Annotated in this window: 14 protein-coding genes; 8 read left to right on the plus strand and 6 right to left on the minus strand. The window is 64.1% G+C overall.

Annotation, left to right across the window (positions count from 1 at the left end; all coding sequences use genetic code 11):
* Positions 1-177 precede the first annotated feature (177 nt).
* From glnE to BMX85_RS09060, 4 genes are all read left to right on the plus strand, one after another.
* Positions 178-2,967: a bifunctional [glutamate--ammonia ligase]-adenylyl-L-tyrosine phosphorylase/[glutamate--ammonia-ligase] adenylyltransferase gene (gene glnE, locus BMX85_RS09045; protein WP_090316062.1), complete on the plus strand. Its 2,790-nt coding sequence runs from the start codon at positions 178-180 to the stop codon at positions 2,965-2,967.
* 104 nt (positions 2,968-3,071) lie between these two features.
* Complete coding sequence (locus tag BMX85_RS09050) at positions 3,072-3,527, plus strand: cache domain-containing protein (RefSeq protein ID WP_090316064.1); 456 nt, start codon at positions 3,072-3,074, stop codon at positions 3,525-3,527.
* 317 nt (positions 3,528-3,844) lie between these two features.
* Positions 3,845-6,664, plus strand: a complete 2,820-nt coding sequence (locus BMX85_RS09055; protein ID WP_229210363.1) for a TonB-dependent receptor domain-containing protein — start codon at positions 3,845-3,847, stop codon at positions 6,662-6,664.
* 202 nt (positions 6,665-6,866) lie between these two features.
* A complete protein-coding gene (locus BMX85_RS09060) occupies positions 6,867-9,803 on the plus strand; it encodes a TonB-dependent receptor domain-containing protein (protein ID WP_090317629.1) in 2,937 nt (978 codons plus the stop codon).
* A 194-nt stretch (positions 9,804-9,997) separates the two neighbouring features.
* Here BMX85_RS09060 and gap read toward each other — a convergent pair whose 3' ends face one another.
* The 3 genes from gap to BMX85_RS09075 all read right to left on the minus strand — a co-directional run bounded on the left by gap (position 9,998) and on the right by BMX85_RS09075 (position 16,260).
* Positions 9,998-11,008, minus strand: a complete 1,011-nt coding sequence (gene gap / locus BMX85_RS09065; RefSeq protein WP_090316071.1) for a type I glyceraldehyde-3-phosphate dehydrogenase — start codon at positions 11,006-11,008, stop codon at positions 9,998-10,000.
* 49 nt (positions 11,009-11,057) lie between these two features.
* A complete protein-coding gene (gene tkt / locus BMX85_RS09070) occupies positions 11,058-13,025 on the minus strand; it encodes a transketolase (RefSeq protein ID WP_090316074.1) in 1,968 nt (655 codons plus the stop codon).
* 169 nt (positions 13,026-13,194) lie between these two features.
* The gene (locus BMX85_RS09075; protein ID WP_090316077.1) at positions 13,195-16,260 is read right to left on the minus strand and encodes a TonB-dependent receptor; all 3,066 of its coding nucleotides are present in this window, start codon (positions 16,258-16,260) and stop codon (positions 13,195-13,197) included.
* Between the two features lie 546 nt (positions 16,261-16,806).
* On the opposite strand from BMX85_RS09075, the gene BMX85_RS09080 reads away from it, so the two are divergent.
* The 3 genes from BMX85_RS09080 to BMX85_RS09090 all read left to right on the plus strand — a co-directional run bounded on the left by BMX85_RS09080 (position 16,807) and on the right by BMX85_RS09090 (position 19,636).
* Positions 16,807-17,532 carry a 16S rRNA (uracil(1498)-N(3))-methyltransferase gene (locus tag BMX85_RS09080; protein WP_090316080.1) on the plus strand — a complete coding sequence of 242 codons (726 nt, stop codon included), beginning with the start codon at positions 16,807-16,809 and terminating at the stop codon, positions 17,530-17,532.
* Positions 17,533-17,651: 119 nt separating this feature from the next.
* The gene (locus tag BMX85_RS09085) at positions 17,652-18,203 is read left to right on the plus strand and encodes a flavodoxin family protein (RefSeq protein ID WP_090316083.1); all 552 of its coding nucleotides are present in this window, start codon (positions 17,652-17,654) and stop codon (positions 18,201-18,203) included.
* A gap of 149 nt (positions 18,204-18,352) precedes the next feature.
* Positions 18,353-19,636 (plus strand): aspartyl/asparaginyl beta-hydroxylase domain-containing protein, encoded by a 1,284-nt coding sequence (locus BMX85_RS09090; RefSeq protein ID WP_090316086.1) that lies wholly within the window; start codon positions 18,353-18,355, stop codon positions 19,634-19,636.
* Positions 19,637-19,709: 73 nt separating this feature from the next.
* Here BMX85_RS09090 and BMX85_RS09095 read toward each other — a convergent pair whose 3' ends face one another.
* Positions 19,710-22,607: a TonB-dependent receptor domain-containing protein gene (locus tag BMX85_RS09095; RefSeq protein ID WP_229210364.1), complete on the minus strand. Its 2,898-nt coding sequence runs from the start codon at positions 22,605-22,607 to the stop codon at positions 19,710-19,712.
* Between the two features lie 222 nt (positions 22,608-22,829).
* Positions 22,830-23,144 (minus strand): hypothetical protein, encoded by a 315-nt coding sequence (locus BMX85_RS30025; RefSeq protein ID WP_143067936.1) that lies wholly within the window; start codon positions 23,142-23,144, stop codon positions 22,830-22,832.
* Positions 23,145-23,853: 709 nt separating this feature from the next.
* Between BMX85_RS30025 and BMX85_RS09100 the strand changes: the two genes are divergently transcribed.
* Positions 23,854-25,497, plus strand: a complete 1,644-nt coding sequence (locus BMX85_RS09100) for an NAD(P)/FAD-dependent oxidoreductase (RefSeq protein WP_090316092.1) — start codon at positions 23,854-23,856, stop codon at positions 25,495-25,497.
* A gap of 7 nt (positions 25,498-25,504) precedes the next feature.
* Here BMX85_RS09100 and BMX85_RS09105 read toward each other — a convergent pair whose 3' ends face one another.
* Positions 25,505-26,902 (minus strand): sensor histidine kinase, encoded by a 1,398-nt coding sequence (locus BMX85_RS09105; RefSeq protein WP_090316095.1) that lies wholly within the window; start codon positions 26,900-26,902, stop codon positions 25,505-25,507.
* Positions 26,903-26,973 lie beyond the last annotated feature (71 nt).

A 26,973-nucleotide genomic window follows, 5' to 3' on the forward strand; every position in this document is an offset into this window, starting at 1 on the left:
TAAGCTAATAAATCAGGCCATGCGTCAAATAAAATCGCTACACTCGGTTTTTTCAAGCATCCCAGTCTGCGCATTCTACCGCATCGCACCGCTAACACAGCGCCTGTTAGCCCTTGTTGCGTCGGTTTTACGTGTCCGGCGGGGGCCAACTTATTTGCATCGGGATAATCGCAGCCAATGAACCCAACCGCCGTCAACTCCGCCTCAGCCGCCCCGTCCGTCGCGCCAACCGCGTCGCGCTTCTATCAACGCTGGCTGGCCGCCGCGCCGGACCGCGCCGCCAAAGTCGATGAAATCGCGCAAATCACGCTGGCCGACATCGACCTCGACGCGTATCTCGCCAAGGAGGCGGCTTGCGTGGCGGAAGGCGCCGCGCCGCTGCCGTTGCAGCGCGCCATGCGCAGGCTGCGCAACCTGCTGGTGTGCGGACTGATCCGCCGCGACCTGGAAGGCCGGGCCAATCTGGCCGAGGTGGTGGAGACCATGACCCGTTTCGCCGACTTCGCCATCCAGCGGCACCTGCGCGAACTGAGCGTCGAGATGACCGCCGCCCACGGCACGCCGACCGGGCGCGAATCCGGCTTGCCGCAAGAGTTGATCGTGCTGGCGATGGGCAAACAGGGCGGGCGGGAGCTCAACGTCTCGTCCGACATCGACCTGATCTTCGTCTACCCCGAGGACGGCGACACGGCGGTGGCCGCGCCCGGCCAGCGCACCCTGTCCAACCACGAATACTTTATCCGCCTGGGTAAGAAGCTGATCGCCGCCATCGCGGAGATCACGGAAGATGGCTACACGTTCCGCGTCGATATGGCCCTGCGGCCCAACGGCGGCTCCGGTCCGCTGGCCGCCAGCTTCAACATGGTGGAACAATACCTGATCGTCCAAGGGCGCGAATGGGAACGCTACGCCTGGGTCAAGGCGCGCGCCGTCACCGGCCAACCCGAGGAAATCGACGCGCTCGACGCCATCGTGCGGCCGTTCGTGTTCCGCCGTTATCTGGACTTCGGCGTCATCGACGCCATCCGCAACATGCACGCGCAGATTCGCGCCGAGGTGAACCGCCAGGAGCGGCTGCATCCGGACCGCAGCAACAACGTCAAGCTGGGCCGCGGCGGTATTCGCGAGATCGAGTTCCTGGCGCAGGTATTCCAGCTGATCCGCGGCGGCCGCGACGCCGCGCTGCGCGACCGCTCGACCCGCACCACCCTGCGCATCATCGCCGAAAAAGGCTTGCTAAGCCACGCCATCGTCTATCAACTGCTGGCTTCCTACACCTTCCTGCGCAATCTGGAGCACCGCCTGCAATACCTGGACGACGCCCAGACGCATACCCTCCCGGCCAACGAGGCCGACCAGTTGCTGGTGGCGCGGATGATGGGCCTGCCCGACGGCGCCACCCTGCTGACCCAGCTCGAAGCCCACCGCCAGTTCGTCGCCGGGCAGTTCGACGAAATGTTTTCGGACAAGACCAGCGGCAGCGACAACGACATCAATCCGCAGTCGAGCAACGAATGCGCCGACCCCGACAACCGGGACGCCATGATCGCCCGCTTCGCCGAATTGGGCTTCGACGCCCCCGAGGTCGCCACCAAGCGCCTGATCGCCACCTGGCAGGCGCCGCGCCTGCAATCGTTGCCGGAAGCGAGCCGCAATCGGCTGCTGGGCCTGGTCAACGCGGCGCTGCCGCTGATTGTCCAGTGCTCGGCCGAATCGAGCGGCGGCAACCAGCTGGCCACCTTGGGCCGCCTGCTCGACTTCCTGGAGGCGGTGGCGCGCCGCTCGGCCTATCTGTCGCTGCTGACCGAATACCCGCACACCTTGGCGCGGGTGATCCGCATGGTGCACGCCAGCGGCTGGGCCGCGCAATTCCTCAGCCTGCACCCTATCCTGCTCGACGAGCTGCTCGACGACCGCGTGCGCAATGCCGTGTTCGACCCGGCCGTGCTGGCGCAGGACCTGGAACTGCAGCTGGCCGCCGCGCCGGGCGACACCGAACGCCAGATGGACATCCTGCGCGAAATCCACCACGCCCAGCTGTTCCACCTGCTGGCGCAGGACCTGGCCGGCGACTTGACGGTGGAAAAGCTGGCCGACCACCTGTCCGCGCTGGCCGACAAGATCGTCGAGGCCGCCATCAAGGCGATCTGGCAGACCATCGCCACCCGCCACCGCGAGGTGCCGCGATTCGCCGTCATCGCCTATGGCAAGCTGGGCGGCAAGGAGCTGGGCTACGTCTCCGACCTGGACGTGATCTTCCTGTACGACGACAGCGACCAGGACGCGCCGGCCCAGTACGCCAAGCTGGCGCAGCGTTTTATTACCTGGATGACATCGCAAACCCCGGCCGGCACCCTGTTCGACATCGACACCGCGCTGCGCCCGGACGGCGCCAGCGGCATGATGGTGTCGAGCGTGGCCTCGTTCGAGAAATACCAGAACACCGCGGCCTGGGTGTGGGAGCACCAGGCGCTGACGCGCGCGCGTTTCTGCGCCGGCGACGCCGCCATCGGCGAACGCTTCGAGCAGATCCGCGAATCGGTGCTGCGCAAGGAACGGCCGGCCGACGGCCCGCTGAAGCGCGAAGTGGTCGCCATGCGCAAGCGCATGGTCGACGCCAAGCCGAACCACAGCCAGATGTTCGACCTGAAAAACGATCCGGGCGGCATGATCGACATCGAGTTCATCGTCCAGTATCTGGTGCTGCGGCACGCCGCCGGCTACCCGCAACTGACCATCAATATCGGCAATATCACGTTGCTGAAGATGTTCGGCGAGCTCGGTTTGATCCCGGCCGACCTGGCCGCGAAAGTGGGCGATGCCTACCGGCAGTTACGCAAGCTGCAGCACCAGCTGCGGCTGCAGGGCCAGGATTTGGCCCGGGTCGACCCGGCATTGATGGCGGCCCACGTTCCCAACGTCCTAGCGCTATGGCAACTGATCTTTGGACAAAACGTTGCCGAGTAACAACGGGGTGATGGGTTAAGTGCAGTACTATGTATCCTCAGAATAATCAGAGCGCGATCCGCGCCACGGCCCCGCCGCTGTCACACTTAACCTGGAGAATTGACATGAAAACATTATTGAGTGCCGTGGCATTCAGCCTGCTGGCGGTATCCACGAGCGCATATTGCGCTGAAAAAGGCAGCAAGGAGGAAGCCGTCGCGATGGTCAAGCGGGCGGTCGCGCTGATTAAATCGGAAGGCAAGGAAAAAGCCTTTGCCGCCATTTCCGATCCGGCCAACGCCACCTTCCACGACCGTGATTTATATGTGTATGCGTACGACCTGAATGGCGTCGCTTTAGCCCACGGCAATAATCCCAAAATGGTGGGCAAGCCTTTAATCGGCCTGAAAGATAATGAGGGAAAACCGATGATCAAGGAAATGGTCGAATTAGCCAAATCCAAAGGCAGCGGCTGGGTCGATTTCAAATGGCCTAATCCGGTGACCAAGGCGGTTGAATCGAAGTCGGGTTATGTGGAGAAGGTGGACGATATGTTTGTGGGTTCCGGCATATATAAATGAGTTGATACTGTTTCTGCCTGGATCGGCCCCCGCCGGGATGCGTCCCGGCTTTTTTTCGTCCGCTTTTTTGTTTCCATGTGCATTTTTACGGGACTTCATGCCAAAAATTGGCATGTAAAAGCCAAAAACGAGCTTGGCAACCCCGGGAACTCTTCGGCCGCCTCTTCTGTCTATGTAACGGTGATATCCCGTTTATAAACAAAAGGAGTCGGATAATGACAAAAGAAAGATTGATTGCCCGCTCGATCCGTATAATCTGCGCCAGCGGCCTGGCATTCGGCACGATGACAGCCGGCGCCCAGGAATCTGCTGAACCCATGCAGAAAGTGCTGATTACCGGCTCACGTATCGCCTCGCCCGCCGCGGAATCGCCGTCGCCATTGCAAATATTAAACTCGGCCGATATCGCGGCCTCCGGAGCGACGAATCTGCAAGAATTACTTCAGAAAAACCCGACCATGGGTACACCCACGGTCAGCAGAACCAATTCCAATTTCCTCACATCGAGCGCCGGCGTCACCACGGTCAATCTGCGTAATCTCGGCGATTCCCGCACGTTGGTATTGGTGAATGGACGACGCTTTGTTTCCGGCGTGCCCGGCGACACCGCTGTCGACCTCAACACCATTCCGACCGATTTTATCGAGCGGGTCGAATTACTGACCGGCGGCGCGTCCGCCACCTACGGTTCCGATGCCGTCGCCGGCGTGGTAAATATTATCTTGAAGAAAAACTTTAACGGCATCCTGCTCGACTCCCTGGCCGGACAAAGCGAGGAAGGCGACGACTACCGCAAGAAACTGGGATTAACTTTCGGTATCACCAGCGCCGATGGCGCCAGCAACCTGATGGGCCATTTCGGCTATTCCAAACAGGGCGAGGTGTTTTCGCGCGACCGCGAACGCTCGGCCGTCGACCAGTTCTCGTCGATCGCCCAGGGACGTCCCGAGCTCGCTTTCGTGCCGCGCCGGCCGAACTTTTCCGGCTATGCGCCGCAAGGCCATTTCTTCGGCGACGAGGAGGATTTCACCTATGATGCGAACAACAACATTATTCCCTGGAATCAGAATGGCGCGCCCGGCACCGGCGTGGGCTCCACCGGCTACAACCGTTCCGCGTACCGCCTGATCGCCGTGCCCATCGAACGCTACCTGTTCGCCGCCAACGGCAGCTGGGCCTTCAATCCCGACCACAGCGCGTTTTTCGAGGGTACCTACGCCTCGACCAGCGCCCATAGCAACATCGAACCGTTCGCGCTGGGATCGGACAACGTCTACAAGCCCGGCGGCCAGGTTCCCGCCGCCTCGTTGATCAACGGCGCGCTGGTGCGCAACCCGCTGGTGCCGCGGTATTTGTACGACCGCATCAGCGACACCGACGGCGACGGCGTGCCCGACTACTTCTTCACGCGCCGCCTGGCCGAATTCGGCCCGCGCCGATCCGACGTCGAACGCGACACCTTCCGCCTGTCCACCGGCCTCAAGGGCACGGTGCGCGAGTGGAACTACGAGGCTTATCTGACCTATGGCAAGACCAAGGAGGCGCAAAACTCCACCGGACAGGTCAACGTCATGAGCCTGCGCAACGCGCTGGAGGCGATTCCCGGCGCCGACGGCGCGCCGGTCTGCCGCGACGTCAACGCCCGCCAGGAGGGCTGCGTGCCGATCAACCTGTTCGGCTACGACAGCATCACCCCGGACGCGCTGCGCTATGTGACCGCGCCCGGCTCCCTGCTCACCACCATCACCCAGCGGCTGGTCGGCGCCTCCGCCACCGGCGAGGTGCCGGGCCTGCCGGCCGGCCGCATCGGCGTCGCCGCCGGCTTCGAGTGGCGCTCGGAAGAATCGAGCGCCATTCCCGACCCGCTGACGCAGTCCGGCCTGAACGCAGGCAACGCCACGCCGCCCACCTTCGGCCAGTTCACCGTGCGCGAGGTGTTCGTCGAAACCCGGGTGCCGCTGCTGAAGGAGCGCCCGTGGGTGCGCGAGCTCAGCGCGCTGGCCACGTTCCGCCACGGCGACTACTCCACCGTCGGCGCCACCAACAGCTGGAACGCCGGCCTCGAGTGGACGATGACGCCGGACATCAAGCTGCGGGCCACGCGCGCACAGTCGACGCGGGCACCTAATATCAACGAGCTGTACCAGGCCCCCAGCCAGGATTTCCCCACCGGACTGGTTGATCCATGCCAGGGCGTGGCGTTGGCCGACACCAGCCCGCTGGCGGTCAATTGCCGCAACGCGCCGGGAGTTGCCGCCAACATGGCGGCAAATGGCGGCATTTTCACGTTAAATCAGGCCGACCAGCAAGGCATCAGCGGTTACAACCGCGGCAACCCCAGGCTGGAGGCCGAAACCGGCCGCTCGACCACTGTCGGCCTGGTGGTCACGCCGCGCTCGATTCCTTTGCTGAGCCGGGCGGTGTTCACGCTGGATTATTTCAAGATCAACATCGCCGACGCCATCGTCTTCACCAACCGCCAGTACGCGCTGGACCAGTGCTACAACCAGAACAACCAGGCCTTTTGCTCGTTCATCACGCGCCGTCCGGCGGCCGTGGGCAACCTCAGCGCCGGATCGATCCGCTACAGCGACATCGCCGCCACCAACAGCGGCGGTTACGGCACCGAGGGCGTCGACCTGACGGCCTCCTGGACCGGCCGCGTCGGGCCGGGCAATCTGAGCGCCCGCCTGGCCCACACCTGGCTGCGCAAGTTATGGCAACAGGCGACGCCGGACGCCGACAAAAACCACGACGTCGCCGAGGTCACGGCCGACAATGTCAACGCGCCGCGCAACCGCGCCACCCTCAACCTGGCCTACAAGTGGGGGCCGTACGGCGCCAACTGGACCACCACCTACACCGGGCCGGTGTCGCTGGACGACCAGTTCCTCAAAAGCCTGAGCATCGCGCCGGGCGCCGTCGGCGTCGGCTCGCGCACCTACAACGATGTCCAGCTCACCTACGACGTGCGCAAGTCGGTGCAGCTCTACCTGGGCATCGACAACCTGTTCAACGCCAACCCGCCGCCCATCATCAGCGGCCTGCCCGGCAACCAGACCGGCACCGAAACCGATGCGTCGACCTACGACGCGATCGGCCGCCGGTTCTACGTGGGGCTGCGCGTTCAGCTGTAATGTGGTTGCCAAAGTCAACTGTGTTCACGCGTTTGTGGCTGCACCACAACGGTGCAGCGCAACTATCATTTTGATATTGTTGGTTTTTTGTTCTTGTTAAGTGTTTGTATTTACAGGGCGGACGACGACTGAGTACAGTGGCTGGTCGAAAAAATGATGTTTCGGCAATTAGACCACCAATATAATATTCATGGAGTCGCAAATGATAAAAGAGACAACACTATCCCGGTCGGTGCGCATGATCTGCGCCGCCGGTCTGGCGCTCGGTGTGCACGCCGCCCACGCACAGGACACAGCATCCGAACCGATCCAGAAAGTGCAAATCACCGGTTCGCGCATCTCGTCGCCGAACGCCGATTCGCCGTCGCCGCTGCAGATCCTCAGCTCGGCCGATATCGCCGCCTCGGGCGCGGTCAACCTGCAGGAATTGATGCAGAAGAACCCGACCATGGGTACGCCGACGCTGAGCCGCACCAACTCCAACTTCCTGACCTCGGGCGGCGGCGTCTCCACCGTCAACCTGCGCAACCTGGGCGACGCCCGCACGCTGGTACTGGTCAACGGCCGCCGCTTCGTCTCCGGCGTGCCCGGCGACACCGCCGTCGACCTGAACACCATCCCGATCGACTTCATCGAGCGGGTCGAGCTGCTGACCGGCGGCGCCTCGGCGACCTACGGCTCGGACGCCGTCGCCGGCGTCGTCAACATCATCCTCAAGCGTAACTTCAACGGCATCCTGCTCGACGGCTCGGCCGGCCGCGCGTGGGAAAAGAACGACGACCAGAAACGCAAGCTGGCGCTAACCTTCGGCACCAGCAGCGCCGACGGCGCCAGCAACATCATGGGCCACTTCGGCTATTCCAGGCAGGGCGCCGTGATGTCGAAGGACCGCGCCCGTTTGGGTTCGGCGATCGACCAGACCTCGCTGGGCGCGAGCAGCACCGACGACGCCAGGGACTTGTTCACGCCGTTGGCGCCGTTCTATTCCAGCATCCCGCCGCAAGGCCGGTTCTTCCTCGCGGACGGCAGCACCTTTACCTACGACCGCAACGGCAACGTCATTCCATGGTCGACCAATGGCAGCGCGACGAGCGCCGCCACCGGCTTCAACCGTTCGGAGTACCGCACCATCGCCGTGCCGACCGAGCGCTTCCTGTTCGCCACCAATGGCAATCTGAAGATCAACGACAACCACAACGCGTTCTTCGAAGGCACCTACGCGCAAACCAAGGTCGACACCAACATCGAACCGTTCGCGATGACCTCGGGCGACATCTACAAGAACAACGGCGGCCAGGTGCCCGCCGAATCGTTGATCAACGGGGTCCGGGTACGCAATCCGCTGGTGCCGCAAAACTTATTCGATGGCAACGTCGACACCGATGACGACGGCCTGCGCGATTACAACTTCAGCCGCCGGCTTTCCGAGTTCGGGCCGCGCCACAGCAGCGTCGACCGCAGCACCTTGCGTCTGGCGACCGGGCTCAAGGGCACCTTCCTGCCGGGCTTGCTCAACGACTGGAGCTACGACGCCTTCGTCAGCTACGGCCGCACCACCGAATCGCAGAATTCCACCGGCCAGATCAACACGCTGACGGCGCGCTCGGCGCTTGAGGCCATCCCGAATCCGGCCGGCGGCGTCATGTGCGCCGATCCGGTCGCGCGCGCGCAGGGCTGCGTGCCGCTCAACGTGTTCGGCTTTAACACCATCACGCCGGAGGCGCTCAAGTACGTCACCGCGCCGGGTTCGCTGTCCACCGGCATCACGCAGAAGATCGCCGGCGGCACCGTCAGCGGCGACGTCTTCGAACTGCCCGCCGGCAAAATCGGCGTGGCGGTGGGCTACGAATGGCGCAGCGAAGAGTCCAGCAGCGTGGCCGATCCGCTGACCCAGGCCGGCCTGAACGCCGGCAACGCGACGCCGCCCACCTATGGCAAATATACCGTGCGCGAAGTGTTCGCCGAAACCCGGGTGCCGCTGCTCAAGGACCAGTTCTATTCCAAGTCGCTGGATTTCCGCGGCTCGTTCCGCCACGGCGACTACTCGACCGTCGGCAGCACCAACAGCTGGAACGCCGGCCTCGAATGGGCGCCGGTGTCGGACCTCAAGTTCCGCGCGACGCGCGCCGTGTCGACCCGCGCGCCCAACATCAACGAGTTGTACCAGGCGCCCAGCCAGGACTTCCCGAGCGGCCTGGTCGATCCGTGCGTCGGCGTGACCGCTACCAGCAACGACCCGACCAGCGTGGCCTGCCGCGCCGCGCCGGGCGTGAGCGCCAACATCGCCGCCAATGGTGGCGTGTTCGCCCAATCGCAATCGGACCAGCAGGGCATCAGCGGCTACAACCGTGGCAATCCCCAGTTGGCCGCCGAACAGGGCCGCTCCAACACGATCGGCGTCGTCATCACGCCGCGGTCGATCCCGGTGCTGAGCAAGTTCACCTTCACGGCCGATTACTTCAAGATCAAGATCTCCGACGCCATCGTCAGCACCCCGCGCCAGTATTCGCTGCAGCAGTGCTACGGCGGCAACGCCAGCTATTGCAGCTTCATCACGCGCCGCGCCGTATCGGAAGGCTCTTACAACGCCGGCTCGATCAAGTACAGCGACACGGCGGTGTCGAACAGCGGCGGCAAGGGCACCGAAGGCATCGACTTGACCGCCTCCTGGGCGGACCGGGTCGGCCCGGGCCGCCTAGCGGTGCAGACCTCGTACACCTATCTCAAAACGCTGTGGGAAATTCCGCTGCAGGGCGAGGACAAGGACGAAGCGGCCGGCGAACTGGAGTCGCCGCGCAACAAGGCGGTGCTGGGCCTGGCGTACAAGTGGGGCCCGGTCGGCATCAACACCACCACCACCTACACCGGACGCTCGAAGCTGGACGACCAGTTCCTCAATACCTTCGCGAATGGCGACCAGGCGCCGAAGATCGGCTCCTACACCACCACCGACTTCCAGCTGACGTATGACGTGAAGAAAGCCTTCCAGGTCTACCTCGGCATGGACAACGCGTTCGACCGCAAGCCGGCCCGCATCATCAGCGGCCTGCCGGGCAACACCACCGGCACCGAGACCGACGCCTCGGTCTACGATCCGATCGGCCGCCGCTACTACCTCGGCCTGCGCGTGACCCTGTAAGCCGCCGCCGCAGGCCAGCGCCCGCTGAAAGCGTTCCCGGCTCACGCCGGGAATCAGAATTTACAAATCGCACTTTTTACAGCAGTGGGCGGTGGCTATTCTTTGCTATGCGTTGGCGGTGGCCGACATGCCGGTCGAAAACAAAAAAGCCCTCCCGGCGCGAACCGGGAGGGCTTTCGATGGGATCGAACGAATTACTTCGCGGTCATCAGCGCCACGGTGGTGTCCAGCATGCGGTTCGAGAAGCCCCACTCGTTGTCGTACCACGACGATACCTTGACCAGGCGGCCCGACACTTTGGTCAGCGTCGAGTCGAAGTTCGACGACGCCGGATTGTGGTTGAAGTCGATCGAGACCAGCGGTTCGGTCTGATAGGTCAGCACTTCCTTCAGCGCGCCTTCGGAGGCGGCCTTCATCAGCGCGTTGACTTCTTCGACGGTCGTGTCGCGCTTGGCGATGAACGACAGGTCGACCAGCGAGACGTTGATGGTCGGCACGCGGATCGCGAAGCCGTCCAGCTTGCCGTTCAGCTCGGGCAGCACCAGGCCGACCGCGGCGGCGGCGCCGGTCTTGGTCGGGATCATGCTCATCGTGGCCGAACGGGCGCGGCGCAAGTCTTCGTGCATCACGTCCGACAGCACCTGGTCGTTGGTGTAGGCGTGCACGGTGGTCATCAGGCCGGTTTCCAGGCCGATCGCGTCGTTCAACGGCTTGACCAGCGGGGCCAGGCAGTTGGTGGTGCACGAGGCGTTCGAGATGACGGTGTCGGTGGCCTTCAGCACGTGCTGGTTGACGCCGTACACAATGGTGGCGTCGACGTCCTTGCCGCCCGGCGCCGAGATGATGACTTTCTTGGCGCCGCCCTTCAGGTGGGCCGAGGCCTTCTCTTTGGTGGTGAAGAAGCCGGTGCACTCGAGCACCACGTCCACGCCCAGGTCGCCCCATGGGATTTCAGCCGGGTTGCGCTGCGCGAACACGCGGATGACGTCGCCGTTAACGATCATGTTGTCGCCGTCGACTTCCACCGTGCCAGGGAACTTGCCGTGGGCGGTGTCGTAGCGGGTCAGGTGGGCGTTCGACTTGGCGTCGCCCAGGTCGTTGATCGCCACGATCTGGATGTCTTGTTTCTTGCCACCTTCGTAGAAAGCGCGCAATACATTGCGGCCGATACGGCCGTAGCCGTTGATTGCAACTTTGATCGTCATACTCTGCTCCTGATTAAAAAAATAAGGTAGTCCGGTCTGCAATTATAGATTATGCAATGACCAGTTTGACTTTCGCCACGACGTTTTCCACCGTGAAGCCGAAATGCTTGAACAGCACGCCGGCCGGGGCCGACTCGCCGAAGGTGTCGATGCCGACCACGGCGCCTTCCAGGCCGACATATTTGTACCAGAAATCGGTCACGCCGGCTTCGATGGCCACCCGCGGTATGCCCTTGGTCAACACGGCCGCTTTGTAGGCGGCGTCCTGGCGGTCGAACACGTCGGTCGACGGCATCGAGACCACGCGCGCGCTGATGCCCTCGGCCTTGAGCGCGGAGGCGGCGGCGACGGCCAGCTCGACTTCCGAACCGGTGGCGATCAGCGTCACTTTGGCGTCGGCCGCTTCGCTCAGCACGTAGCCGCCACGGGCGACGTCGGCGATCTGCTCGGCGCTGCGTTCCTGGTACGGCAGGTTCTGGCGCGAGAAGATCAAGGTCGACGGACCGTTCTTGCGCTTGACCGCCTCGCCCCACGCCACCGCCGATTCGACGGTGTCGCATGGACGCCAGTTGTCCAGGTTCGGGATCAGGCGCATCGACGAGATGTGCTCGACCGACTGGTGGGTCGGGCCGTCTTCGCCCAGGCCGATCGAATCGTGGGTGAACACGAAGATCGACCGCAGCTTCATCAAGGCGGCCATGCGCAGCGCGTTGCGGCTGTAGTCGGAGAACGTCAGGAACGTCGCGCCGAACGGGATGAAACCGCCGTGCAGCGTGATGCCGTTCATGATCGCGCTCATGCCGAATTCGCGCACGCCGTAGTTGACGTGGTTGCCCGGCTTGCCCGAACGGACGGCGATCGATTCCTTCCAGTTGGTCAGGTTCGAGCTGGTCAGGTCGGCCGAGCCGCCCAGGAATTCCGGCAGCACCGGCGCCAGCGCCTGGATGGCGTTCTGGCTGGCCTTGCGCGTGGCGATGTTTTCCTTCTTGTCCACGCACGAGGCGATGGCGGCGGCCAGCGCGGCGTCGAAGCCGGCCGGCAGTTCGCCGTTCATGCGGCGCGTCAGTTCGGCCGCTTCGGCCGGGAATTGGGCCGTGTACGCGGCGAACTTCGTGTTCCATTCGGACTCGACCTTGGCGCCGGCCGCCTTCGCGTCCCACGCCGTGTACAGCTCGGCCGGGATCTCGAACGGCACCGACGTCCAGACCAGGTGTTCGCGCACGGCGGCGATTTCCTTGTCGCCCAGCGCGGCGCCGTGGACCTTGTCGCCACCCTGCAGGTTCGGCGAACCCTTGCCGATGATGGTCTTGCAGCAGATCAGGGTCGGCTTGTCCGACGCCTTGGCGGCGGCGATCGCGGCCGACACGGCGCCCACGTCATGGCCGTCGACGGCGCGGATCACGTTCCAGCCGTACGCTTCGAAGCGGCCCGGGGTGTCGTCGGTGAACCAGCCTTCGACCTTGCCGTCGATCGAAATGCCGTTGTCGTCGTACAGCGCGATCAGCTTGTTCAGGCCCAGCGTGCCGGCCAGCGCGCACACCTCGTGCGAAATGCCTTCCATCAGGCAGCCGTCGCCGACGAAGGCGTAGGTGTAATGGTCGACGACGTCCAGGCCCGGCTTGTTGAATTCGCTGGCCAGCAGGTATTCGGACAGCGCCATGCCGACCGCGTTGGCCAGGCCCTGGCCCAGCGGCCCGGTGGTCGTTTCCACGCCCGGCGTGACGTCCACTTCCGGGTGGCCCGGGGTTTTCGAATGCATCTGGCGGAACGCCTTGATGTCGTCCATCGTCACCGCGTAACCGCTCAGGTGCAGCAGCGCGTAGTGCAGCATCGAGCCGTGGCCGTTCGACAACAGGAAGCGGTCGCGGTTCGCCCATTTTGGATTGGCCGGGTTGTGGCTGTAATGGCCACTCCACAGCGCAACGGCGATCTCTGCCATGCCCATCGGCATGCCTGGGTGGCCGGAATTGGCCTTCTGGACGGCGTCCATTGCCAGCGCGCGGATCGCGTTAGCCATTTGGGTGTGCGGGAGCGTAGTGTTCATGGTGTAAGTAAGTGCGGGAGGTTTGGAATCCTGGAGCTGCCAACTGCCGTGCTGCTGAACCCAGTATTCTACCAGAGCGCGCGCTGCCATAAAAAAAACCGCCGGACGGGCCGGCGGTTTTCGGGACGCAGCGCGGCGGCGGTCAGAAGCGGTGGTTGTACTCCACCGTCAGCCGCACCGAGCGTGGCGCCGTGTAGCTGATCACCCGGCCGTAGATCGAGCTGACGGCCGTGCCGTCGAGGTTGTAGGTCTCGTCGATGGTCTGCTCGGTCTGCTTATTGAAGACGTTGAAGACGTCCACCTTGACCGACAAGCCCTTCAGGATCTGCGGACGGTAGGCCAGGTTGGCGTCCAGCCGCTTGTCCCACGGCAAGCGGCCCAGCGAACCGCGCGGCACTTCCTTGCCACAATAGAAATACACCGAGCCGTAGTCGTCGATGCCGTCCGGAATGTCGAAGCGGTTGCCGAAGCAGCTGCGCGGCCGGCCGGAGGCGATCAGCAGGTTGCCGCCGAGGGTCCACTCCGGGCCCAGCTCGTAGAAGCCGAAGGCCTTGATCTGGTGCTTGCGGTCGTTCGGCAACAAGCCGTCGGCGCCTATCATCAGCGGATAGTTGTCCCAGGTCGAGGTCGCCGCGACGTCGGTCTGGGCATTGTCCGAACGGGTCTGGCCCTCGGTGTTGCCCTTGCTGCGCGACCAGGTGTAGTTGACCCGGCCATACCAGCCGTTGCGCATCGGATGCTCGGCGAACAGGTCGACCGCCGTGTAGTTGCGCTTGGCCTCGTCGAAGTTCAGGTCGGCCTTGCTCAGGTTGACCGTTGAATACTTGCCGTCGCCGGCGAAGTCGACCAGGAAGCTGTTGGCCTTGCCCGGATTGAACGAGGCGCAGTTGAAGCCGCCGTAGTTGCTGGCGTCGACGTTGTTGCGCTCGGCCCACGCCAGGATCGGCGACGGGTCGCAGAAGTCGTCGATGGTCGACTTGAGCTTGCGGTAGGTGGCCTTGGCGCCGAAGTTCAGGCTCGGCGAAAACGCCTTTTCAAAGCCCAGCGTGATCTCGTCCTGGTAGGTCGGATCGATGCCGAGCGCGGTCAGGGTCTTGGCGTCCTTGGCCTGGCCCAGCTCGTTGTTGGTCGAGAACACGCCCGTCATCGGCACCAGCCCTTGCGGCAGACCGTTGGCGTCGGTGCCGGTGTAGGTGAAGTATTGACGGGTGTTGGTCGAGCGGCTGGCGCCGCGCACGGCCAGGTGGGTCGGGATTTGCAGCGCGTAACGGCCGGCGCTGCCGAACACCTTCAGGCTGGCGTCGCCGTTGACGTCCCAAGCCGCCGCCACGCGCGGCTGCACGAAGTTCTTCACCTCGAGGAAGGTCACGCCGTCGCCGTTCTTATTCTTGAAGCCCTCGTTGCGCAGGCCCAGGGTCAGCAGCACATCCTTGGTGACCTGCCAGCGGTCCTCCAGGTATTGCGCCGACTGGTCCGAGCCGGCCGAAGTGGTCGAGTCGAAGATGCGGTTGCTGACGTAGTAACCCTGGGCGCCGAGGCCGCCGCCGGTGCCCGGCACGATGTTGTAGCCGCCGCCGACGCTGATCGGCGTCAGCGGATCGTTGGCCTTGCTGTAGACCCACTGGCCGCCGCCGCCGAAGATCTCGCCAGCCGAGCCGGACTTGAGCTTGTTGTTGTCAAAGCCGGCGCGCAGCGTGTGCTCGTTCCACTTGTACTCCAGGTCCAGCCGGTTCGAATCGATCTTGCTGTCCGAATCATTGGCGGTGACCCGGCCCGACAGCACCTGCGTGCTCGAATAGTTCAGGCCGGGATACTGGGCGGCGACCGGCGCGTTGATCTGGAACAGCGGGCCGCTCGACGCGGCGCCGATCTGGTCGTAGCGGTTGGTGTTCTTGGTCTTGCTGCGGCCGGCCAGCGCCGTCACCGTCAGGTTGTCGGTCAGGTTGCCGGTGTAGCGCAGGATCTGCGTGTTGGCGCCCACCGACGGCGTGAAGTCCTCGCTGTTCTTGTAGTGCTGCGAGGCGGTGGCGGTGGTGCCGTGGCTGAAGGTGGCGTAGTCGTAGCTATACAGTTGGCGGTCGGTTTCGGCCTTGTCGCCCAGCGCCGTCAGTTCCAGGCGGTGGTTGTCGGTGATGTTCCAGTCCAGCTTGACCATATAGCGGTCGATCTGGTCCTGCTTCGCCTGCCAGCCGGACACCGCGTTCGAGGTCGAGGTGCGGTTGCCCAGCGTCGACAGCGTGTCGTTGGTGCCCTCGGAATCGTAGCGGCGGGTTTCGGCCGAGACGAACATGAACAGTTTGTCCTTGACCAGCGGGCCGCCGACGTAGGCGCCGTAGATTTTCTCGGTGCGGCTGTTGTCCTGGTTGCGGCGGAACAAGGTGCCATCGGTGCCGGCGTTTTCGGTCGCGCCGGTCACCGGATAGTAGCTGTCCTTCGGTTTGGCGCGCAGCGAGTTCGGTTCGATGCTGAAACTGGTGCCCGCCTCCCAGGTGTTGGTGCCGCTCTTGGTGGTGATGTTGACCACCCCGCCGACCGACCGGCCGAATTCGGCGCCGAAGCCGCCGGTCAGGATCTGCGCCTGGGCGATGGCGCCGAACGGCAGCTCGGACGCGCCCAGCTGGGTCAGCGGATTGGTGACCGGGAAGCCGTTGATGTAGAAGGCGTTTTCCGACGCGCCGCCGCCGGCGAAACTGGCGCCGGCCGCGTAGCGCGAATCGGCGCGGGTGGTGTTCGGCGCCAGCTGGATGATGGCGTCGACGCTCTGCGCGATCGGCAGCTTGGCCAGTTCGCGCGCGGTGAACGTGGCGCCGTTGTTGGCGCTGGAGACGTCGATGCGGCTGCGGCGGCCGGTCACCTGCACCGCCTGCACCGCGCCGTCGACGAACTGCGCCTCCACGCCCTGGCCGGCCAGCACTTCGACATTGGACGTGGCGCCCGGCGTGCCGCCTTGTTGCAACGTCAGGCTGTAGCGGCCGATCGGCATGGCGGTGACGTTGAAGGCGCCGCTGGCGTCGACGGGCGCCGTGCGGGTCTGGTTGGTGTCCAGATTCTTGAGCACCACCGAGGTGGCCGTGCCCGGCGCGACCCGGCCGAAAATGTTACCGGAGGCATTAGACTGCGCCATCGCCGGCGGTGTCACGACGGCGGTCAGCGCCGCCGCGCCGAAGGCAATCGACAGCGCGTTGACTAAAACTGTTTTTCTGAACATGTATATTCCCGATTAAGAAGATTTGCCTTTTGGGCACCATTGCCCTTGTCTCTCTGATGGAGATCTGGTTACCACTAATCACAGACCGTAAGCCTTACGGCATGCCGGATCGATAAAACCATGTGCAGAATTGCACTGTCAACAATGGCACTTTTATTATGCAATAAAACAACGGGATGACTAAAAAACGGGCAAATACTCTACAAATGTATATATTATCCAAGTTAAATGCTTTACGATGGAGCCACATATTCCACCCGCCGTATGCGTTGGTTAAATTTTTTATTTCGCAAAATAAGTTATAACGATATAAAATTCTCGCATATCGAATCTTTCAAAATTAATGCGCGTTTCCATAATTGGCCGAGGCGACCTCATCCCATCATGGTGCGTTTTTCCGGCCCGGACACGGCGCTTGCACAAAAAGCGCGCTCGCCACGCACCGCGATCGCGCGCATTTGTAACTTATAGTCATAACCACAAGTAAGTTCCCGGGACCGCGGCCCAGCGATTAAAATTGTCGATCTCCACCGACCGGATGTCCGCATGCCCCGCTTTCACATTTCCCAGCCATTGGCCGTCGGCCAGCTGCTCACCCTGCCCGACACCGTGGCCCACCACATCCAGGTGCTGCGCCTGGCCCAGGGCGGACTGATCACGCTGTTCAACGGCGACGGCGGCGAGTACAGCGCCACCCTCACCCACATCGAGCGCCGCAGCGCCACCGTCGAGATCAAGGCCCACCATGCGCGCGACGTCGAGTTGCCGTTCGCAATCACCTTGGCGCAGGCGCTGCCGGAGGGGACCAAGATGGACTGGATCATCGAGAAGGCCATCGAGCTGGGCGTATCGGGCTTCCAGCCGCTGTCGGCGCAGCGCTGCGTGGTGCGGCTGTCGGCCGAGCGCGCGGAAAAAAAGATGGGGCACTGGCGCGGCATCATCGAATCGGCGTCCGAGCAGAGCGGGCGCAACCGCCTGGCGCAGCTGGCGCCGCTGCAGGACTATAAGCACTGGATCACCCAGCAGGACATGCACCGCCGCATCATCCTGACGCCGCGCGCGCAGCAGTCGCTGCCGGACTGGGCGCGCCACCAGGGACCGCAGGCGGTCACCCTGGTGATCGGCCCCGAGGGCGGCCTGAGCGAGCAGGAGGAGGACGCGGCGCTGCGCCACGGCGCGCTGCCGCTGTCGATGGGTCCGCGCATCCTGCGCACCGAGACGGCGGCGCTGGCGGCCGTCGGCGCGCTGAGCGCGATCTGGGGCGGCATGTAAGGGCGCCCATGCATGGGCGCCATGCATGGGCGCCGCCCCTACCTTTGGGTTAGTATTGTCCAAACGCCCCCGCTCGACTAATCTATGGCTTCCGCTTAACTTTCTATTGAAGAGGCCACATGAGCAAAATCGTCATCGTTTATCACTCCGGTTACGGGCATACCAAACGTGTCGCCGAGTACGTCAGCGAGGGAGCCGGTGGCGAATTGCTGGCCATCGACGCCGAGGGCAACCTGCCCGACGACGCCTGGAACAAACTGGCGGCGGCCGACGCCATCATCTTCGGCACGCCGACCTATATGGGCGGCCCCAGCTGGCAGTTCAAGAAATTCGCCGACGCCAGCTCGAAGGTCTGGTTCGGCAGCGGCTGGAAGGACAAGGTCTTCGGCGGCTTCACCAACAGCGCCAGCTTCAGCGGCGACAAGCAAAACACCCTGGTGTACCTGAACACGCTGGCGTCGCAGCACGGCGGCATCTGGGTCAGCCTGGGCATGCTGCCGTCCAACACCAAGGCCGCCCAGCGCACCGATCTGAACAACATCGGCGGCTCGGTTGGCGCCATGGCGCAGTCGCCGTCGGACGCCAGCGTCGATGAAATCCCGCAAGGCGACCTCGACACCGCAAAAGCCTACGGCGCGCGCGTCGCCGCCATCGCCGCGCGCCTGAAGTAAGCCCGCCGCCGCACCCCGCCACACCCCGCCAACACCCGCGCGCGCCGCCAGGCCGCGCGGTTTTTTTTTGTCGGCGCGGTCCGGCAGGCACGCTATAATTTTTCTTCTGGCGACCGCCAGTTTCCACCATATAAGAAAAGAGTCCGTTCATGGCTGACCCCGAAATCGCGATCCTGGAAGGCGCCGCCATCCAGGCCGCCAAAGCCGGCAAGGAAGAAGACGCCGCGCGCCTGTGGGCGCGCCTGCTGGAGCTGGCGCCGGCCCATCCGCTGGCGCTGGCGTCGCTGGGCAAGCGCGCCTTCCGCTACGGCGACCACGCCACCGCCCGCCGCGCGTTCGAGCGCCTGGTGCAGGCCACCCCTGACGACCCGCAAGCCTGGATCAACCTGGCGCTGGCCTGCCAGGCGCAAAAGGACGAAGCGGCCGAACAGACCGCGATCCACAACGCGCTGGTGGCCGATCCGTCCAACCTGGTGGCGCTGATCCTGCGCGCCAACCTGCTCGAACGCCAGGGGAAGACCCACCAGTCGGCGTCGGTGTACGGCGCGGTGACCCAGGTCGCCCCGCCGCCGGCGCAGCTCGACCCGGGCATGCGCGACGCCGTCGAGCACGCGAGGAAATACGTCGGCGACTACCAGGCCGGCTACGGCCGCTTCCTCGATCAGTTCCTCGAGCAGCAATACCAGCGCCACGCCGGCGAAGACCTGCGCCGCTTCCGCGAATCGATCGACATCATGGTCGGGCGCAAGCGCCGCTACGACTCCGAGTCGATGCTGTACCACTACCCGGGCCTGGTGCCGACGCCGTTCCTGCCGCGCGCGGACTTCCCGTGGCTCGACGCGATCGAGGCCGGCACCGACGCCATCCGCGACGAGTTCCTGGCCGTGCTGCAGCAGGAGGACGGCTTCACGCCCTACCTGACCTACGCCGACGACGTGCCGCACAACCAGTTCGCCGAGTTGAACAACTCGCCGCGCTGGAGCGCCTTCCACCTGTTCAAGGACGGCGTGCCGGTCGAGCCCAACGCCGCCCGCTGCCCGCGCACCATGGCCCTGCTGGGCGGCGCGCCGCAGCCGGAGCAGGCCGGACGCACGCCGACCGCGATGTTCTCGCTGCTCAAGCCCCAGACCCGCATCCCGCCGCACGTGGGCGTGAGCAACGCGCGGCTGGTGACCCACCTGCCGCTGATCGTGCCGCCCGGTTGCGGCTTCCGCGTGGCCAACGAGACGCGCGAATGGGTGCCGGGCCGGGCCTGGGTGTTCGACGACACCATCGAGCACGAGGCGTGGAACGACAGCGACAAGCTGCGCGTGGTGCTGATTTTCGACATCTGGCACCCGCATCTGTCGCCGGCCGAGCGCGACATGATCAGCGCCATGACGGTGGCCATGAACGCCTTCAGGCAGGGCGACGATCCGGTCGACTATTCGTAAGCGGCGCCGCCGGCATAAAAAAAAGGCGCTCAGCCGAAGCTGAGCGCCTTTGTTACATCCGGATCCGATCGGCTTAGAAGCGCGCGGTCAGGTTCAGGTAGATGTAACGGCCCATCGAGTCATACACCTGTGGGTAGGTGTTACCGTTGGCGAAGCCGGCGGCGGCGGTCACGTTGGTCGAAACGATCGGTGGATCTTTATCCAGCAAGTTGTTCACGCCGAAGCTCAGACCGATCTTCTTGGTGATTGGATACTGAACGTTCAGATCCAGGTAGTTGCGTGCGTCGATGTGATCTTCGATCGATGCCGGGATGTTTTCGCCTTCGGCCAGCAGCAATGGGCTCGGGTTCAAGCCTTCCTGCTTGGTGCCCTTGATGTAACGCCAGGTCGCCGACAGATCGAAGTTCCAAGGCGTCGCCCAGGTGGTGCGGAACTTGTGACGCCATTTCGGCGTCGGAGTGCCGCAGGTCGCGCCGAAGTAGCCAGCGCAATCGTAATCGCCCAGGCCTGGAACGTTTTCCGTGGTCGACTTATGGGTATAGGTGCCGTTCAGGTTGAAGCTGAGCGAACCTGCGCTACCCAGGCGCATGGCGTAACTGGAGACCAGATCCACACCCGAGGTGGCGACCTTGCCGATGTTGGCGTTGGTGGCGACGATGAAGCCGGCTGGGCCGCCAGTGCCCTGCAACGTGCCGGCCGCGTCGCGCTTGACCAGATTACAGAACACCGGAGTGCCGGCTTCCAGGCACTGGGTCAGAGCGATGGTCGGATCGACCGTGCTGATCGTGTCCTCGATCTTGATGTTGAAGTAATCGACGGCGACAGTCAGATTTTTGACCGGGGTCAACACGATACCGGCGGTGTAGGTGGTGCCGCGTTCAGGCGACAGGTTTGGATTGCCGCCGGTTTGGCTCGAGTACTGGTTGGCCGGATTTTTCTCCAGGTTGCCGTACTGCGCGGCGGTGACGCCGGTGCGTGCGCACTGCGCCGCGGTGGCGGTAGGACCGCCCGGCGCACCGAAGGCGCCGAGACCGGCGCACGGATCGTTGGACGGGCCGTTGTTGCCGACCGTTTGCGGGTTGAACAGTTCCGGAATGGTGGCCGCGCGCACCGCACGCTGGTAGCTGCCGCGCACGCGCAGCGTTTCGACCGGCGCCCAATCGACACCGGCACCGTAGGTGTTGGCGGTGTGGTCGGTGCTGTATTCGGAGCGACGGAACGAACCGTTCACATCCAGCGACTTGGCCAGGAATTTGTTTTCGAACAATGGCAGGCGGAATTCGCCGAACACTTCCTTGACCGAGTAACCGTCGGTCAGCGGTGGCGAGGCGCCGCCCGAACCGGCCAGATCGCCCGACAGCGAGGTTTCATCCGGCGAGAACACCAGCTTTTCGGCACGGCGCTCGGCGCCGAACGAAACACCGACGCCAGCGCTCGACCATGGGCTCTTGATGCCGTACACGCCCAGATCGGCGCCGATGTTACCGCCGTAGATCAGTTGCTGGGTGTAGCCGGTGATGATGCCCGACGTGCTCAGGTACGCCAGTTGCTCGGCGGTGATCGGACCGCCGTACAGGTTGTACGGTACGCACTTGTCGTCGGCGCCGCTGGCCTTCGAGGCGCAGGTGGCCACGCCATTGACGTTGACCACGTCAAAGGCGCGCGCGGTACGCTCGACCGAGAAGTAGTTGCTGTTCTTCTCGCTGTGGCTGACGCGGCCGTATTGGCCGAAGACGTCATAGCTCCAGTTGCCAAGCTCGCCCTTAACGCCAATCAATTCGCGGAACGAAGTATCGTTGATCGAGTTGATACGCGGACCGCCCTCGATGTTACGCTTGCCGATGGTGGCCGTGACGCTATCTGCCGTGTTCAAGCCCAGCGCGGTTTTCCAGGCCGGGGTCAGCATCGGGTTGTCGGAACGGATGGTGACCGTGGTCGGATAGAAGATACCACCCGGCGCGACTTGCGCGTCGGTCGAATAATTGTGGAACGCGAACTGCTGGTAGACCTGCAGCTTGTCGGTGATGTCGAAGTGGGCGATGGCGTTGAAGCCGTAGACTTTCGATGGACGCTGCAGATAGTTCGACGGACCGAAGTTGTACACGTCGGCGGAGGTGTACGGCTTCACGCCGCCCTTGCCGTCGTTGGTGAAGCCGTTGCCGCTGATACGGATGCGGCCGCTGGCCTGCGTGCCCGAACCGGAGCAGGCGAAGCCGTCTTCACTGCCCGCCAGCGCGCACGAGGTGAAATCGCGCTGCGATTGCAGCACCGCGTCGGTTTCCTTGTAATTGAAGAACAGCGTGGCGTTACCACGGTTGTCGGCGAAGTTACCACCGATCAGGATACTCGCATCCTTGGTTTTGCCGTCGAACTTGGCGTCGCCCGGCAGCGCGAAGTTGCGGTCCGACACGGCCTTGGCGTTGCCATTGCCCTGCTGGTGGTTGTAACCGGACAGGTTGGCCTGGACTTCGACGCCTTCGAAATTGTCGCGCAGGATGAAGTTGACCACACCGGCCACGGCGCCGGCGCCGTACACCGCACCGGCACCGCCGGTCAGCACTTCGACGCGCTTGATCAGGGCCGCGGGAATTTCGTTCAGATCGGGAGCGGAATCCTGCACGCTACCGGCAGGCAGGCGCTTGCCGTTGACCAGCACCAGCGTGCGGTCCGAACCGAGGTTACGCAGGTTGACCGTCGCGGTACCGGTGGCGCCGTTCGACACCGCGGCACCCTGGCCGGCGAACACCTGCGGCAGGTTGTTGAGGATGTCTTCCGTGTTGCGCACGCCGTCGACCTTGATGTCCTTGGCGCTGACCACCGTGATCGGGCTCGAGCCCTCGGTGTTGACGGTCGGGATGCGCGAACCGGTCACTTCCACTTTTTGCATCGGTTCGGCCGCGTTCTGCGCCGAGGCGACGTGCGCACCGAGCGCGAGACCGCCGATGAACATCACGCGGATCGAGCGAGACAATACTGTTTCCTTGATCATTATATTGAATTCCCTTGGTGTGTTTATTAGACGTTTCACTGCATCTTTTGAACGACGAGTAAAACGACCCTCTTCTTTTATAAGCTCATTGAGAGTCTGGATAAAACCGCTCAATTGCTGCCCTGCTCTTTCAAAACCTTTTGCTGCCGGTGGCGAAGTCCGGGAATGGATCATGGGCGAAATAATCCAGGACTTTGCCGCCATTCATAAAAACATAACAGGTCGACCATTGTCAATAAACCCGAGGGGAGAGCAACCCCGCGACGGCGGCGCGATTTCGCAACGCACCATTTTGGGGCGCCTGTTTGAAGCGCCGGTTTGGCCGATAAAGTAATGGCGATCTGACATTGTTTTTGATTGTCTCGTCTTGACAACAAAATGCACCGCAATCGGGAGAAATGTTTCTATTGAGGCATTTTGCATATCAATAGTGACAATTTTTTCGGCGCGAAAATACAACAAAAAGACAACATCGTCATGCTTTCCGCTCGGAAGTAACGTTGCTGGGGGGATTTGCATCAAAACCCCTGCTCGTCAAGAACGAACCGCAGAAAATCAATGCCGGGCGGACCATCCGCAGAACAAAGAACATCGAAAACCGCGCCCCGCAGACGCCGCGAAAGCGGGGTTGGGCGGCCGCCCGATGCGCGTCGTAAGGCAAACCGGAGCCGGGACCGTATAAAACCCGGACGCGACCCAATCTGGTGCAAGTCGTGTTTTAACAACAAACACATCAGTTGCCGTCGCACAAACCATTTCTTAATTGCAATATGTTGCATATGACAAAGAAATCGCCCGCGCTCCGCGTGCCGCGATCAATGCGCCGGCGCCGCCTTCGCGCCGGTGTTCGGCGCCGCGCGCGCCATTAACAACGGTTGAATAAATCCGGCATTAAAACCGGTGCAATATAAACCCCGGGGAGAATAAGCCGATATTATCCGGAGAGCGTGGGACGGCTGGCTGATTAATCGGCGTGGCGCGTGCGGCGGCGGTGGCCCGCGGTCCGCGCGCGGTCCGCTGAACTTAATATTCTATAAACGCGACCGCGACGTTTTATATTTTTCCCCGGCGCGATTAACCGCATTTCAACAGGCGGGCCGGCGGCGGCATGCTGCGTCCGGCCGGCAATATTGGTAAAATACGGCCTTTCACGGGCCGGGCCCGGGCCGGCGGCCCGCGCCGGCGCGACGACCATGGCGCCTAGACAGCGCCCACCCAGGAATCGATCATGCTGCGTTTAAATGAAGTCAAGCTTCCCCTGAACCATACCGAGGACGAATTGCCGGCCGCCATCCTGGCCCGCCTCGACATCCCCGCCGCCGACCTGCTCGGCTACACCGTATTCAAGCGCAGCTACGACGCCCGCAAGAAAACCGCGATCGTGCTGATCTACTCGCTCGACGTCGACGTCCGCGACGAGGCCGCGCTGCTCAAGCGCCTCAAGCACGACGCCCACCTGATGCCGTCGCCGGACACGTCCTATAAATACGTCGCCGCCGGCGAGCAGTTGGCCGGCCACGACCAGAACCCGCGCCCGGTGGTCATCGGCACCGGGCCGTGCGGCCTGTTCGCCGCGCTGATCCTGGCGCAGATGGGCTTGCGGCCCATCATCCTCGAACGCGGCAAGCAGGTGCGCGAGCGCACCGTCGACACCTTCGGCTTCTGGCGCAAGCGCGAGCTCAACCCCGAGTCGAACGTGCAGTTCGGCGAAGGCGGCGCCGGCACCTTCTCGGACGGCAAGCTGTATAGCCAGATCAAGGACCCGAAACACTACGGCCGCAAGGTGCTCACCGAGTTCGTCAAGGCCGGCGCGCCGGAGGAGATCATCTACGTCAGCAAGCCGCACATCGGCACCTTCCGCCTGGTCAAGATGGTCGAGCAGATGCGCGCCAACATCGAGGCCATGGGCGGCGAATACCGCTTCGGCAACAAGGTGGTCGACATCGAGATCGAACCGGGCGCGGAAGGCGGCCAGGTGCGCGGCCTGACCCTGGAGAGCGGCGAGAAGATCGTCACCAACCACGTGGTGCTGGCGATCGGCCACAGCGCGCGCGACACCTTCGAAATGCTGCACCGGCGCGGCGTCTACATCGAGGCCAAGCCGTTCTCGATCGGCTTCCGGGTCGAGCACCCGCAATCGCTGATCGACACCTGCCGCTTCGGCCCCAACGCCGGCCACCCGATCCTGGGCGCGGCCGACTACAAGCTGGTGCACCACGCCTCCAACGGCCGCGCCGTCTACAGCTTCTGCATGTGCCCGGGCGGCACGGTGGTGGCGGCCGCGTCCGAACCGGGCCGCGTGGTCACCAACGGCATGAGCCAGTATTCGCGCAACGAGCGCAACGCCAACAGCGCCATCGTCGTGAGCATTTCGCCCGAGGTCGACTATCCGGGCCACCCGCTGGCCGGCATCGAGTTCCAGCGCCGGCTGGAGGAAAAGGCGTTCGAACTGGGCGGCGGCACCTACAACGCCCCGGGCCAGTTGATGGGGGACTTCGTCGCCGGCCGCGCCTCGACCGCGTTCGGCGCCGTGGTGCCGTCGTACAAGCCCGGCGTGCACCTGACCGACCTGGCGCAAATCCTGCCGGAGTTCGCCGTCACGGCGCTGCGCGAGGCCTTCCCGGCGTTCGACAAGCAGGTGCGCGGCTACTTCAAGCACGACGCCGTGCTGACCGGGCTCGAGACGCGCACCTCGTCGCCGATCCGCATCAAGCGCCGCGACGACACCCTGCAAAGCCTGAACACGCGCGGCCTGTTCCCGGCCGGCGAAGGCGCCGGCTATGCCGGCGGCATCCTGTCGGCCGGCGTCGACGGCATCAAGGTGGCCGAGGCGGTGGCCTTGTCGATGGCCTTCGACAACCGCCGCTCCTGACGGCCGCTCACGCCGCCAGCGGCAGGCGGATGTGGATGCGGCAGCCCGGCGCGCCGGGCGACACCGCCACCTGCCCGCCCATCTGGTGCACGATGGTGTAGACGATGTGCATGCCCAGGCCCGAGCCGCCCTGCCCGCGCTTGGTGGTGAAGAACGGTTCGAACAGGCGCTCGCGCACGTCCGCCGTCAGGCCGACGCCGTCGTCGGCGAAGTCCACCAGCAGCCAGCGCGCGCCCTCGGCCGCTTCGGCGCGCCCGCCCAGCACCACCTTGCCCGGGCCGCCGTTCGGATAGCCGTGCTTGGCCGCGTTCATCAGCAGGTTCGACAGCACCTGCGACCAGCGCCCGGCGTCGAGCCGCACCCGCAGGTCGTCGGCGATCTCGACGGCGACCTGGATGCCGACCTTGCGCAGTTCCGGACCGTGCGCCGACACCACGCTGAGCGCGTGGTCGCGCAAGCCCATTTCCACCACATGGGTGCTGCCCTGGTCGACCGCCAATTGCTTGAAGTTGCCGATCAAATCGGCCGCGCGCGCCAAGTTGCGTTCGATCAGCAGCGCCGCCTCGCGCAAGCGCTGGGCCGTGGCCACCAGCTGCGAGCGGCTGACGCGCTCGCCGCCGACGCATTTGACCAGCTCGTCGGCGTGGGCGCTCAGGCTCGACGACGCCGTCACCGCCACCCCGATCGGCGTGTTGACCTCGTGCGCCACGCCGGCCACCAGCGCGCCCAGCGCCGCCATCTTCTCCTGTTCGACCAGGATCGCCTGCGCCGCCAGCAAGGCCTCGCTGCGCTGGCGCACCGTCTGCTCGAGCGTGTGCTCGCGCTCCTGGTGCTGCAGCTCGGCGGCGCAACGGGTGGCGAAAATCGACAGCAGCGACAGCGCCAGCAGGCGCTTGTCCTCGGAGATCGGGCGGGTATCGATGGCCGACAGGATGCCCAGCGTCTTGCCCTCGGTGTCGATCATCGGGATGCCGATGTAGCTCTCGGCCCGCATCTCGACCAGCAAGCCGTCCTGCGGGTAGCCGGCCTGGATGCCGCTGGCGTGGAAACAAATGCTCTGTTCGGTCACGTCCTGGCAGGGCGTGTGGCGCAGGCTGTATTCCATCGCCGGCAGGTGGTCGCCGCCGCCCCACAGCGCCAGGGTGCGGATGCCCTCGTGGCCGTCGGCCATGCGGATCAGGCGGCCGGCGATGACGTAGCGCACGTCGAGCGCCAGCGCCAGCTCGCGCACCATCAGGCGCAGGAAATCGTCGCCGCGCGCGCGCGAGGTCGACGCCGTGATCGCCCGCAGCGTCGCTTCGGCCAGCGCGCCGCCGTCGGCGTCGCCGTACAGGCGCGCGGCCGGCGCGGCCGGCGGCGCTTGCTCCGGCGGCGGCTCCGGCGCCGCCCGCGGCTGTTCTGTCATCGCATCCCCCTGGTGGACAGACTTTCGATTGTTACGGCATTGGCCCGCATGAAGACGGTTGAAGCTTTAAA

The organism is Duganella sp. CF517 (assembly GCF_900110275.1).
Taxonomy (GTDB): domain Bacteria; phylum Pseudomonadota; class Gammaproteobacteria; order Burkholderiales; family Burkholderiaceae_D; genus Rugamonas.

What these genes read in the sequence shown, in the direction of transcription:
- BMX85_RS09060 (WP_090317629.1), top strand. Translation starts at nt 6,867, where the DNA reads ATGATAAAAGAGACAACACTATCCCGGTCGGTGCGCATGATCTGCGCC.
- BMX85_RS09075 (WP_090316077.1), bottom strand. Translation starts at nt 16,260, where the DNA reads ATGTTCAGAAAAACAGTTTTAGTCAACGCGCTGTCGATTGCCTTCGGC.
- BMX85_RS09055 (WP_229210363.1), top strand. Translation starts at nt 3,845, where the DNA reads ATGCAGAAAGTGCTGATTACCGGCTCACGTATCGCCTCGCCCGCCGCG.
- BMX85_RS09080 (WP_090316080.1), top strand. Translation starts at nt 16,807, where the DNA reads ATGCCCCGCTTTCACATTTCCCAGCCATTGGCCGTCGGCCAGCTGCTC.
- tkt (WP_090316074.1), bottom strand. Translation starts at nt 13,025, where the DNA reads ATGGCTAACGCGATCCGCGCGCTGGCAATGGACGCCGTCCAGAAGGCC.
- BMX85_RS09050 (WP_090316064.1), top strand. Translation starts at nt 3,072, where the DNA reads ATGAAAACATTATTGAGTGCCGTGGCATTCAGCCTGCTGGCGGTATCC.
- BMX85_RS09085 (WP_090316083.1), top strand. Translation starts at nt 17,652, where the DNA reads ATGAGCAAAATCGTCATCGTTTATCACTCCGGTTACGGGCATACCAAA.
- gap (WP_090316071.1), bottom strand. Translation starts at nt 11,008, where the DNA reads ATGACGATCAAAGTTGCAATCAACGGCTACGGCCGTATCGGCCGCAAT.
- BMX85_RS30025 (WP_143067936.1), bottom strand. Translation starts at nt 23,144, where the DNA reads ATGCAAATCCCCCCAGCAACGTTACTTCCGAGCGGAAAGCATGACGAT.
- BMX85_RS09090 (WP_090316086.1), top strand. Translation starts at nt 18,353, where the DNA reads ATGGCTGACCCCGAAATCGCGATCCTGGAAGGCGCCGCCATCCAGGCC.
- BMX85_RS09100 (WP_090316092.1), top strand. Translation starts at nt 23,854, where the DNA reads ATGCTGCGTTTAAATGAAGTCAAGCTTCCCCTGAACCATACCGAGGAC.
- glnE (WP_090316062.1), top strand. Translation starts at nt 178, where the DNA reads ATGAACCCAACCGCCGTCAACTCCGCCTCAGCCGCCCCGTCCGTCGCG.
- BMX85_RS09105 (WP_090316095.1), bottom strand. Translation starts at nt 26,902, where the DNA reads ATGACAGAACAGCCGCGGGCGGCGCCGGAGCCGCCGCCGGAGCAAGCG.